The 11,513-nt window shown below is 71.2% G+C and carries 7 protein-coding genes; all 7 read left to right on the top strand.

Features of this window, described 5'->3' with window-relative positions; translation table 11 throughout:
• Window positions 1-167 precede the first annotated feature (167 nt).
• A complete protein-coding gene (gene trpB / locus ABZ951_RS21405; protein WP_344089302.1) occupies window positions 168-1,415 on the top strand; it encodes a tryptophan synthase subunit beta in 1,248 nt (415 codons plus the stop codon).
• Window positions 1,415-2,230: a tryptophan synthase subunit alpha gene (gene trpA / locus ABZ951_RS21400; protein WP_344089301.1), complete on the top strand. Its 816-nt coding sequence runs from the start codon at window positions 1,415-1,417 to the stop codon at window positions 2,228-2,230. Before trpB ends, trpA begins: the two co-directional genes overlap by 1 nt.
• Before the next feature lie 64 nt (window positions 2,231-2,294).
• Window positions 2,295-3,071 (top strand): thioredoxin domain-containing protein, encoded by a 777-nt coding sequence (locus ABZ951_RS21395; protein ID WP_344089300.1) that lies wholly within the window; start codon window positions 2,295-2,297, stop codon window positions 3,069-3,071.
• 85 nt (window positions 3,072-3,156) lie between these two features.
• Window positions 3,157-4,143 carry a prolipoprotein diacylglyceryl transferase gene (gene lgt / locus ABZ951_RS21390; protein WP_344089299.1) on the top strand — a complete coding sequence of 329 codons (987 nt, stop codon included), beginning with the start codon at window positions 3,157-3,159 and terminating at the stop codon, window positions 4,141-4,143.
• 211 nt (window positions 4,144-4,354) lie between these two features.
• The gene (locus ABZ951_RS21385) at window positions 4,355-5,086 is read left to right on the top strand and encodes a VIT1/CCC1 transporter family protein (RefSeq protein WP_344089298.1); all 732 of its coding nucleotides are present in this window, start codon (window positions 4,355-4,357) and stop codon (window positions 5,084-5,086) included.
• 314 nt (window positions 5,087-5,400) lie between these two features.
• Complete coding sequence (gltB, locus tag ABZ951_RS21380) at window positions 5,401-9,993, top strand: glutamate synthase large subunit (protein WP_344089297.1); 4,593 nt, start codon at window positions 5,401-5,403, stop codon at window positions 9,991-9,993.
• Window positions 9,986-11,446 (top strand): glutamate synthase subunit beta, encoded by a 1,461-nt coding sequence (locus ABZ951_RS21375; RefSeq protein WP_344089296.1) that lies wholly within the window; start codon window positions 9,986-9,988, stop codon window positions 11,444-11,446. The genes gltB and ABZ951_RS21375 overlap by 8 nt, the downstream gene beginning before the upstream one ends.
• Window positions 11,447-11,513: the final 67 nt, after the last annotated feature.

Raw genomic sequence — 11,513 nt, 5'->3', positions numbered from 1 at the left:
CCCGAGTACGCCCAGTACGCGGGAGATGCTCCGCCTTGCGAGCTACCGCACCGGACGCCGCGGCCTGATCCGGGCTGATCCGTAAGACACGCCCCGGACATCCACGGCCGGGCCCCCGCGCCCGCCGTCACCCGGAACCGTCCCGATCTGTTCGAGGAGTACCGCACGTGTCCTCTGCATTCTTCATCCCGGACCCGGAGGGTCTGATCCCGAGCCCCGAGGGCTACTTCGGCGCCTTCGGCGGCAAGTTCATCCCCGAGGCCCTCGTCGCCGCCGTCGACGAGGTGGCCGCGGAGTACGAGAAGGCTAAGGCGGACCCCGCCTTCGCCGCCGAGCTCAACGACCTCATGGTCAACTACACCGGCCGCCCCAGCGCCCTGACCGAGGTGCCCCGCTTCGCCGAACACGCGGGCGGCGCCCGCGTGTTCCTCAAGCGCGAGGACCTCAACCACACCGGCTCGCACAAGATCAACAACGTGCTGGGTCAGGCGCTCCTCACCAAGCGCATGGGCAAGACCCGCGTCATCGCCGAGACCGGCGCCGGCCAGCACGGCGTCGCCACCTCCACCGCCTGCGCCCTCTTCGGCCTGGAGTGCACCATCTACATGGGCGAGGTCGACACCGAGCGCCAGGCGCTCAACGTCGCCCGCATGCGGATGCTCGGCGCCGAGGTCATCGCCGTGAAGTCCGGCAGCCGCACCCTGAAGGACGCCATCAACGAGGCGTTCCGCGACTGGGTCGCCAACGTCGACCGCACCCACTACCTCTTCGGCACGGTCGCCGGCCCCCACCCCTTCCCGGCCCTGGTCCGCGACTTCCACCGCGTCATCGGCGTCGAGGCCCGCCGGCAGATCCTGGAGCGCGCGGGCCGCCTCCCGGACGCCGCCGTGGCCTGCGTCGGCGGCGGCTCCAACGCCATCGGCCTCTTCCACGCCTTCCTCCCGGACGAGGGCGTCCGGCTGATCGGCTGCGAGCCGGGCGGCCACGGCGTCGCCACCGGCGAACACGCCGCCACCCTCACCGCGGGCACCCCCGGCATCCTGCACGGCTCCCGCAGCTACGTCCTCCAGGACGAGGACGGCCAGATCACCGAGCCCTACTCGATCTCCGCCGGCCTCGACTACCCGGGCATCGGCCCCGAGCACTCCTACCTCAAGGACGCCGGCCGCGCCGAGTACCGGGCCGTCACCGACGACGACGCCATGCAGGCCCTGCTGCTCCTCTCCCGCACCGAAGGCATCATCCCGGCCATCGAGAGCGCCCACGCGCTCGCGGGCGCGCTCGAGCTCGGCAGGGAACTCGGCCCGGAGGGCCTGATCCTGGTCAATCTCTCCGGCCGCGGCGACAAGGACATGGACACCGCCGCCCGCTACTTCGGGCTCTACGACGGTGACAAGAATGAGGGGGCGAAGTGATGGCAGGCAACGTCGAACTGCTCGGCACCGTACTGGCGGCGGCCAGGACGGAGAACCGCGCCGCCCTCGTCGGCTACCTCCCCGCCGGCTTCCCGACCGTCGACGGCGGCGTCCGCGCCGCCACCGCGATGCTCGAAGGCGGCTGCGACATCGTCGAGATCGGGCTGCCGCACAGCGACCCGGTCCTGGACGGCCCCGTCATCCAGACCGCCGACGACATCGCCCTGCGCGGCGGCGTCAAGATCGTCGACGTGATCCGCACGGTCCGCGAGACCCACGCCGCCACCGGCGCCCCGGTGCTGTGCATGACGTACTGGAACCCCGTCGACGCCTACGGCGTCGAGCGGTTCGCCGCCGACCTCGCCGAGGCCGGCGGAGCGGGCTGCATCCTCCCCGACCTGCCGGTCGAGGAGTCCGAGGTGTGGCGCAAGGCCGCCGAACTGCACGGCCTGGCCACGGTGTTCGTGGTCGCACCCAGCAGCCGCGACGAACGCCTCGCCAAGATCACGGCAGCGGGCAGCGGCTTCGTGTACGCCGCGTCCCTGATGGGCGTCACCGGCACCCGGGAATCCGTGGGCAACGAGGCACAGGAACTGGTGCGCCGCACCCGGGCCGTCACCGACCTGCCGGTCTGCGTCGGGCTCGGCGTCTCCGACGCCCGCCAGGCCGAGGAGGTCGCCCAGTTCGCTGACGGCGTCATCGTCGGCTCGGCCTTCGTCAAGCGGCTCCTGGACGCCCCCGACGAGGAGGCCGGCCTGACCGCGCTGCGCACCCTCGCGGGTGAACTCGCCGAGGGCGTACGCAAGCGCGCGTAACTCTTTTGAAGGAACCGACGGCCGGGGACGCGCAGGGCGCGCCCCCGGTTCGTTGTACCGGGACGTGAGCCAGAAGAACTCTGATGGAAAGCGCAGCGCCCGCGAGCGGCTGCAGGAACAGCGGCTGAGGGAAGAGTCCCGGACCAGACGCAAGCGCACCCTGATCGCGGCGGCCGTCGTCGTGGCGGTCCTCGGGGTCGGAGCCGGGATCGGAGCTCTGGTCGCCCACTCCGGCAAGGACGAGAAAAAGGAGGCGGGCCCGCCGGTCGACCCGCAGGGCGCCACCGGCAAGGACAGCGCCACCATCCCGGTGGGCAAGCCCGCCGCCAAGGCCACCCTGACGGTCTACGAGGACTTCCGCTGCCCCGGCTGCGCCCAGTTCGAGAACGCCTTCCGCGACACCGTCCACGACCTGGAGGCCAAGGGCCTCCTCAAGACCGAGTACCACCTGGTCACGCTCATCGACAACAACCTCGGCGGCACCGGCTCGCTCAACGCGGCCAACGCGGCGGCCTGCGCCCAGGACGCCGGGAAGTTCGCCGCCTACCACGACGTGCTCTACAAGAACCAGCCGCCGGAGCCGGACGACGCCTTCGGCAAGAAGCCGCGCCTGATCGAGCTGGCAGGCCAGGTCAAGGGCCTGGACACCCCGGCGTTCCGGAAGTGCGTGAACGACGGCACGCACGACAGCTGGGTGAAGAAGTCCCACGAGGCGTTCGGCAAGTCCTCCTTCCGCGCCACCCCGACCGTCCTCCTCGACGGCAAGAACGTCTACGGGGACCAGAGCAACCCGCTCACCCCGCAGAAGCTGCGGAAGATGGTCACGGACGCGCAGAAGTAGCGGCGGGGGAGCCGGGGCGTTACGCAGCCGTTGCGCCGGGCGGGTTGCCCCCGCCGGGCTCCGGCAGGGTAGCGTCAGTGGTGCCATGGACATCGCTTACATTCCCAGCCCGTCGACCGGTGTGATCCATCTCGGACCGGTTCCGCTGCGCGGCTATGCCTTCTGCATCATCATCGGCGTGTTCGTCGCCGTCTGGCTCGGCAACCGACGCTGGATCGCGCGGGGCGGGCGGGCGGGGACGGTCGCGGACATCGCCGTGTGGGCCGTGCCCTTCGGCCTCGTCGGCGGGCGCCTCTACCACGTGATCACCGATTACCAGATGTACTTCGGCGAGGGGCGCGACTGGGTCGACTCCTTCAAGATCTGGGAGGGCGGGCTCGGCATCTGGGGCGCGGTCGCGCTCGGTGCCGTCGGCGCGTGGATCGGCTGCCGGCGGCGCGGGATCCCGCTCCCGGCCTGGGCGGACGCCCTCGCGCCCGGCCTCGCCGTGGCGCAGGCCATCGGCCGCTGGGGCAACTGGTTCAACCAGGAGCTGTACGGCAAGGCCACGGACCTGCCCTGGGCGCTGAAGATCGACGGCGACCCGGCGATCGGGCGGGTCGCCGGCACGTACCACCCGACGTTCCTGTACGAGTCCCTGTGGTGCCTGGCCATCGCGGCCCTGGTCATCTGGGCGGACCGCCGCTTCACCCTCGGCCACGGCCGGGTCTTCGCCCTCTACGTGGCCGCCTACACCGTGGGCCGCTTCTGGTTCGAGTACCTGCGCGTCGACGACGCCCACCACGTCCTCGGCCTGCGGCTCAACGGCTGGACGTCGATCGTCGTGTTCATCGGCGCGGTCGTCTACATGGTCGTCTCGGCCAAGCGGGCCCCCGGGCGGGAGACCGTGGTGGAACCCGCGGCGGTCGCCGAAGCGGGGGAGGGCGATGCCGGGGCCGACCGGAGCGGCGGGGAGCCCCGGCCGGACGGCAAGGCCGGCAAGCCGGTCAAGCAACTGACCAAGAAAGCGGCGGAGAAGCCGGCGGAGAAGCCGGCCGAGGAGTCCGCCGGGAAGCCGGCGAAGAAGATCTGACGCAGCAGGCCGTTTCCAGGGCCGCCGGACGCTCCCGTCCGGCGGCCCTGGTGCGTCCGACCCCATTTTTCCCAGCCGTTTTACAAAGCCCCAGGTCAGAGAGGTAAGTTCGGCCTTCCTTGCTAGCGGATCACTGCGATTCGTGCGTACCTTCGACTTGTTGGGGGTGGGCGCCAGGCCCGTCCCCGTGGGCAAGGGAGCACCCGGAGCAATGTCTGTCCTCGATGCGGTGGAGGCGCCGCATGTGGCGCACCGTGACAATCACACGCACCGCGATGTCAACGGCGGCTGGCTGCGGCCCGCGGTCTTCGGTGCCATGGACGGACTGGTCTCCAACGTCGCGCTGATGACGGGCGTGGCGGGCGGCTCCGCCTCCTCGCAGACCATCGTGATCACCGGGCTGGCCGGGCTTGCGGCCGGCGCCTTCTCCATGGCCGCCGGCGAGTACACCTCCGTCGCCTCCCAGCGCGAGCTGGTGCTCGCCGAGCTGGACGTGGAGCGCCGCGAGCTGCGCAAGCACCCGGCCGACGAACTGGCGGAGCTGGCCGCGCTCTACGAGTCGCGGGGCGTCGAGCCCGAGCTCGCCCTCGAAGTGGCCATGCAGCTCTCCCGCGACCCCGAGCAGGCACTGGAGATCCACGCCCGCGAAGAGCTCGGCATAGACCCCTCCGACCTGCCGTCGCCGGCGGTCGCCGCCGTGTCCTCCTTCGGCTCCTTCGCGCTGGGCGCGCTGCTGCCCGTCCTGCCGTACCTGCTGGGCGCCACCCAGCTGTGGCCCGCGGTGCTGCTGGCGCTGCTCGGCCTCTTCGGATGCGGGGCCGTCGTGGCGCGCGTGACGGCCCGGACGTGGTGGTTCAGCGGACTGCGGCAGCTGCTCCTCGGCGGTGCCGCCGCGGGTGTGACATACGCCCTCGGTATTGCCTTCGGCGCCACCCTGGGGTGATGCTTTATGCGGGCCACCGCATAACGCATTCGTTTCCTCGCGGTTTCAGGCCCTCGACGATCGGGCACAATCCGGAAGCGCAGCGGGCAACGCCGCCCGCCTTGCGCTGTGTCCGGCGCGGCCGGGCCGGGTGATCCCACGGCTTCCGGAGCTCGCCACCTCGTCTGCAGCGTCCCACATGCTGGACCAAAGCATCCGCTTTCCGAGAAGCGGGCCATCATGTAACCTGCACAAAATTTTCTTTCGCAGAGGGCCAACGTCGTCCCTCGGCACATGCATACGCCATGACTGCCATGACGACGACGGGAGAGCCGATGCGTCCTCTGTTTGCCGCATCCCACCCCGCCCAGCAGGGGATGTACGACCCGCGGAACGAGCACGACGCCTGTGGCGTGGGCTTTGTCGCGACCCTGACCGGCGAGGCGAGCCACGCGCTCGTGGAGCAGGCCCTCACCGTCCTGCGGAACCTGGAACACCGCGGCGCCACCGGTTCCGAGCCCGACTCGGGGGACGGCGCCGGCATCCTCCTCCAGGTCCCCGACGCCTTCCTCCGCGAGAGCGTCACCTTCGACCTCCCCGCCCCCGGCGGCTACGCCGTCGGCATCGCCTTCCTCCCCGCCGAGGACGCCGCCGCGGACATCGCCGTCTCACAGATCGAGACGATCGCCGCCGAGGAGAACCTCACCGTCCTCGGCTGGCGCGAGGTCCCCGTCGCCCCCGAGCTGCTCGGCAACGGCGCCCGCACCACGATGCCCGCCTTCCGGCAGCTGTTCGTTTCGGACCAGCACAGCGTTTCGGACCAGCACAGCGTGGCCGGCGGGGGCAGCGAGGGCCTCGCCCTCGACCGCAAGGCGTTCCTGCTGCGCAAGCGTGCCGAGCGCGAGGCCGGCGTCTACTTCCCCTCGCTGTCCGCGCGGACCATCGTCTACAAGGGCATGCTCACCACCGGCCAGCTGGAGCCGTTCTTCCCGGACCTCTCCGACCGGCGCTGCGCCACCGCCATCGCCCTCGTCCACTCCCGCTTCTCCACCAACACCTTCCCCAGCTGGCCGCTCGCCCACCCCTACCGGTTCGTCGCCCACAACGGAGAGATCAACACCGTCAAGGGCAACCGCAACTGGATGCGGGCCCGCGAATCCCAGCTGGCCAGCGAGCTGTTCGGCGACACGGAGCTGGAGCGGATCTTCCCCGTCTGCACCCCCGACGCCTCCGACTCAGCCTCCTTCGACGAGGTCCTGGAGCTCCTCCACCTCGGCGGGCGCTCCCTCCCGCACAGCGTGCTGATGATGATCCCCGAGGCGTGGGAGAACCACGCCTCCATGGACCCGGCCCGCCGCGCGTTCTACCAGTACCACTCCACCCTCATGGAGCCCTGGGACGGCCCCGCCTGCGTCACCTTCACCGACGGCACCCTCGTCGGCGCCGTCCTCGACCGCAACGGCCTGCGCCCCGGCCGCTACTGGGTCACCGACGACGGCCTCGTCGTCCTCTCCTCCGAGGTCGGCGTCCTCGACATCGACCCCGCGAAGGTCGTCCGCAAGGGCCGCCTCCAGCCCGGCCGGATGTTCCTGGTCGACACCGCCCAGCACCGCATCATCGAGGACGACGAGGTCAAGGCCCAGCTCGCCGCCGAGCAGCCCTACGGCGACTGGCTGGACTCCGGCCTGATCGACCTCGCCGACCTCCCCGAGCGCGAGCACATCGTGCACACCCACGCCTCGGTCACCCGCCGCCAGCAGACCTTCGGCTACACCGAGGAGGAGCTGCGCGTCATCCTCGCGCCGATGGCCAAGGCCGGTGCCGAGCCCATCGGTTCCATGGGCACCGACTCGCCCATCGCCGCCCTCTCCGAGCGCCCCCGGCTGCTCTTCGACTACTTCACCCAGCTCTTCGCGCAGGTGACCAACCCGCCGCTGGACGCCATCCGCGAAGAACTCGTCACCTCGCTGATCTCCTCCCTCGGTCCCCAGGGCAACCTCCTGGACCCCACCGCCGCCTCCTGTCGCAGCGTCACCCTGACGTTCCCCGTCATCGACAACGACGAGCTCGCCAAGCTCATACACATCAACGCCGACGGGGACCTCCCGGGCCTGAAGGCCGCCACCCTCTCCGGCCTCTACCGCGTCGGCGGCGGGGGAGAGGCCCTCGCCGCCCGCCTGGCGGAGATCCGCTCCGAGGTCGACGCCGCCATCGCGGACGGCGCCCGGCTGATCGTCCTCTCCGACCGCCACTCGGACGCCGAACACGCCCCGATCCCCTCCCTCCTGCTGACCTCGGCCGTCCACCACCACCTCATCCGCACCAAGCAGCGCACCCAGGTGGGCCTGCTGGTCGAGGCCGGCGACGTCCGCGAGGTCCACCACGTCGCGTTGCTCATCGGCTACGGGGCCGCCGCCGTCAACCCCTACCTGGCGATGGAGTCCGTGGAGGACCTCGTCCGCGCCGGGACGTTCCTGACGGACATCACCGCCGAGGACGCCATCCGCAACCTCATCAAGGCCCTCGGCAAGGGCGTGCTGAAGGTGATGTCGAAGATGGGCATCTCCACCGTCGCCTCCTACCGCGGGGCCCAGGTCTTCGAGGCCGTCGGCCTGGACGAGACGTTCGTCGAGACCTACTTCCAGGGCACCGCCACCAAGATCGGCGGCGCCGGCCTGGACGTCGTTGCCCGCGAGGTCGCGGCCCGGCACGCCAAGGCGTACCCGGCCACCGGCATCGCCGCCACCCACCGCCGCCTGGACATCGGCGGCGAGTACCAGTGGCGCCGCGAGGGCGAGCCGCACCTCTTCGACCCCGACACCGTCTTCCGCCTCCAGCACTCCACCCGCGCCCGCCGCTACGACATCTTCAAGCAGTACACCGAGCGCGTGAACGAGCAGTCCGAGCGGCTGATGACCCTGCGCGGCCTCTTCGGCCTCAAGAGCGACCGCCCCGCGGTCCCCCTCGACGAGGTCGAGCCGGTCAGCGAGATCGTCAAGCGGTTCTCCACCGGCGCCATGTCCTACGGGTCGATCTCCCGCGAGGCCCACGAGACCCTCGCCATCGCCATGAACCAGCTGGGCGCCAAGTCCAACACCGGGGAGGGCGGCGAGGACCCCGACCGCCTCTACGACCCCGCGCGCCGCTCCAGCATCAAGCAGGTCGCCTCCGGCCGCTTCGGCGTCACCAGCGAATACCTGGTCAACTCCGACGACATCCAGATCAAGATGGCCCAGGGCGCCAAGCCCGGCGAGGGCGGTCAGCTGCCCGGCCACAAGGTTTACCCCTGGGTCGCCAAGACCCGGCACTCCACCCCCGGCGTCGGCCTCATCTCCCCGCCCCCGCACCACGACATCTACTCCATCGAGGACCTCGCCCAGCTCATCCACGACCTGAAGAACGCCAACCCCGCGGCCCGCATCCACGTGAAGCTGGTCTCCGAGGTCGGCGTCGGCACGGTCGCCGCGGGCGTCTCCAAGGCCCACGCCGACGTCGTCCTGATCTCCGGCCACGACGGCGGCACCGGCGCCTCGCCGCTCACCAGCCTCAAGCACGCGGGCGGCCCCTGGGAGCTCGGCCTCGCCGAGACCCAGCAGACCCTGCTCCTCAACGGCCTGCGCGACCGCATCGTCGTGCAGACCGACGGCCAGCTCAAGACCGGCCGCGACGTGATCATCGCCGCCCTCCTGGGCGCCGAGGAGTTCGGCTTCGCGACCGCGCCCCTGGTCGTCTCCGGCTGCGTCATGATGCGCGTCTGCCACCTGGACACCTGCCCCGTCGGCATCGCCACCCAGAACCCGGTGCTGCGCGAGCGGTTCTCCGGCAAGGCCGAATTCGTCGTCAACTTCTTCGAGTTCATCGCCGAAGAAGTCCGCGAGCTCCTCGCCGAGCTGGGCTTCCGCACCCTGGAAGAGGCCGTCGGCCACGCCGAGCTCCTCGACACCAGCCAGGCCGTCACCCACTGGAAGGCCCAGGGCCTCGACCTCGCCCCCCTGCTGCACGTGCCGGACCTGCCCGCCGGGGCCGTCCGCCACCGCGTCACCGAGCAGGACCACGGCCTGGCCAAGGCGCTCGACAACGAGCTGATCAAGCTCGCCGCCGACGCCCTCGCCGCGCCCACCGCCGAGGACGCGCAGCCCGTGCGGGCCCAGGTCGCCATCCGCAACATCAACCGCACCGTCGGCACCATGCTCGGCCACGAGGTGACGAAGAAGTTCGGCGGCGCCGGCCTGCCCGACAACACCATCGACATCACCTTCACCGGCTCTGCGGGCCAGTCCTTCGGCGCGTTCCTCCCGCGCGGCATCACCCTGCGCCTGGAGGGCGACGCCAACGACTACGTCGGCAAGGGCCTCTCCGGCGGCCGGATCGTCGTCCGCCCCGACCGCGGCGCCGACCACCTCGCCGAGTACTCCGTCATCGCCGGCAACACCCTCGCCTACGGCGCGACCGGCGGCGAGATGTACCTCCGCGGCCGCGTCGGCGAACGGTTCTGCGTCCGCAACTCCGGCGCCACCGTCGTCTCCGAGGGCGTGGGCGACCACGGCTGCGAGTACATGACCGGCGGCCGGGCCGTCGTCCTCGGCGAGACCGGGCGGAACTTCGCGGCCGGCATGTCCGGCGGCGTCGCCTACGTTGTCGACCTCGACCCCGACAACGTCAACAAGGAGCTGGCCGCCGCCGTCGACACCCTCGACGCCGACGACCGGCAGTGGCTGCACGACGCCGTGCGCCGCCACCACGAGGAGACCGCCTCCACCGTCGCGGCCACCCTCCTCGCGAACTGGGACACGGCCGTGACCCGCTTCAGCAAGGTCGTCCCGGCCACGTACAAGGCAGTGCTCGCCGCCAAGGACGCCGCCGAGCGAGCGGGGCTCTCCGAGACCGAGACCCACGAGAAGATGATGGAGGCGGCGACTCATGGCTGACCCCAAGGGCTTCCTGACCACCGGCCGCGAGGTCGCCCGCACCCGCCCCGTCGGCGAGCGCGTCAAGGACTGGAACGAGGTCTACGTCCCCGGCTCCCTGCTGCCGATCATCAGCAAGCAGGCCGGCCGCTGCATGGACTGCGGCATCCCCTTCTGCCACAACGGCTGTCCGCTCGGCAACCTCATCCCCGAGTGGAACGACTACGCCTACCGCGAGGACTGGCAGGCCGCCAGCGAGCGCCTCCACGCCACCAACAACTTCCCGGAGTTCACCGGGCGGCTGTGCCCGGCGCCCTGCGAGTCCGCGTGCGTCCTGGGCATCAACCAGCCCGCCGTCACCATCAAGAACGTCGAAGTCACCATCGTCGACAAGGCATGGGACAGCGGCGACGTCACCCCCCAGCCCCCCGAGCGGCTCTCCGGCAAGACCGTCGCCGTCATCGGCTCCGGCCCCGCCGGGCTCGCCGCCGCCCAGCAGCTGACCCGGGCCGGCCACACCGTCGCCGTCTACGAGCGCGCCGACCGCATCGGCGGCCTGCTGCGCTACGGCATCCCCGAGTTCAAGATGGAGAAGCGGCACATCAACCGCCGCATCGAGCAGATGCGCGCGGAGGGCACCAAGTTCCGCACCGAGGTGGAGATCGGCCGCGACGTCGACGCCGCGAAGCTGCGGGGGCGCTACGACGCCGTCGTGATCGCCGCCGGTGCCACCACCTCCCGCGACCTGCCCGTCCCCGGCCGCGACCTGGCGGGCATCCACTTCGCCATGGAGTACCTGCCGCTGGCCAACAAGGTGCAGGAGGGCGACCTCACGGTCTCCCCGATCACCGCCGAGGGCAAGCACGTCGTCGTCATCGGCGGCGGCGACACCGGCGCCGACTGCGTCGGCACCGCCCACCGTCAGGGCGCGGCCTCCGTCACCCAGCTGGAGATCATGCCCAGGCCGGGGGAGGAGCGGAACCCGGGCCAGCCCTGGCCCACCTTCCCCATGCTCTACAAGGTCACCTCCGCGCACGAGGAGGGCGGCGAGCGGGTCTACTCCGTCTCCACCACCCACTTCGAGGGCGACGAGGACGGCAACGTCCAGTGGCTGCACCTGGTGGAGGTCGAGTTCAGCGGCGGCAAACTGGAGCAGAAGCCCGGCACCGAGCGGCGCATCCCCGCCCAGCTCGTCACCCTCGCCATGGGCTTCACCGGCACCGACCGCGAGAACGGCCTCGTGGAGCAGTTCGGCCTGGAACTGGACGAACGCGGTAACATCGCCCGCGACGGCGAGTACGCCACGAACGTCCCCGGCGTGTTCGTCGCCGGTGACGCCGGCCGCGGCCAGTCGCTCATCGTCTGGGCCATCGCCGAGGGCCGCTCCGCCGCCCGCGGTGTGGACCGGTACCTCGCCGGGACCAGCACCCTGCCCGCCCCGGTCCGTCCCACGGACCGCGCGCTGACCGTCTGATCGCCCGACGGTCACCACCCGTTCCGTACAGCGCGGTGCGGAACCAGGCGGCGCCTGCCCCTCCCCG

The organism is Streptomyces sp. NPDC046215 (genome assembly GCF_040646215.1).
GTDB classification, from domain to species: Bacteria; Actinomycetota; Actinomycetes; order Streptomycetales; family Streptomycetaceae; genus Streptomyces; species Streptomyces stramineus.
This window is presented reverse-complemented; position numbering and strand designations above follow the sequence as displayed.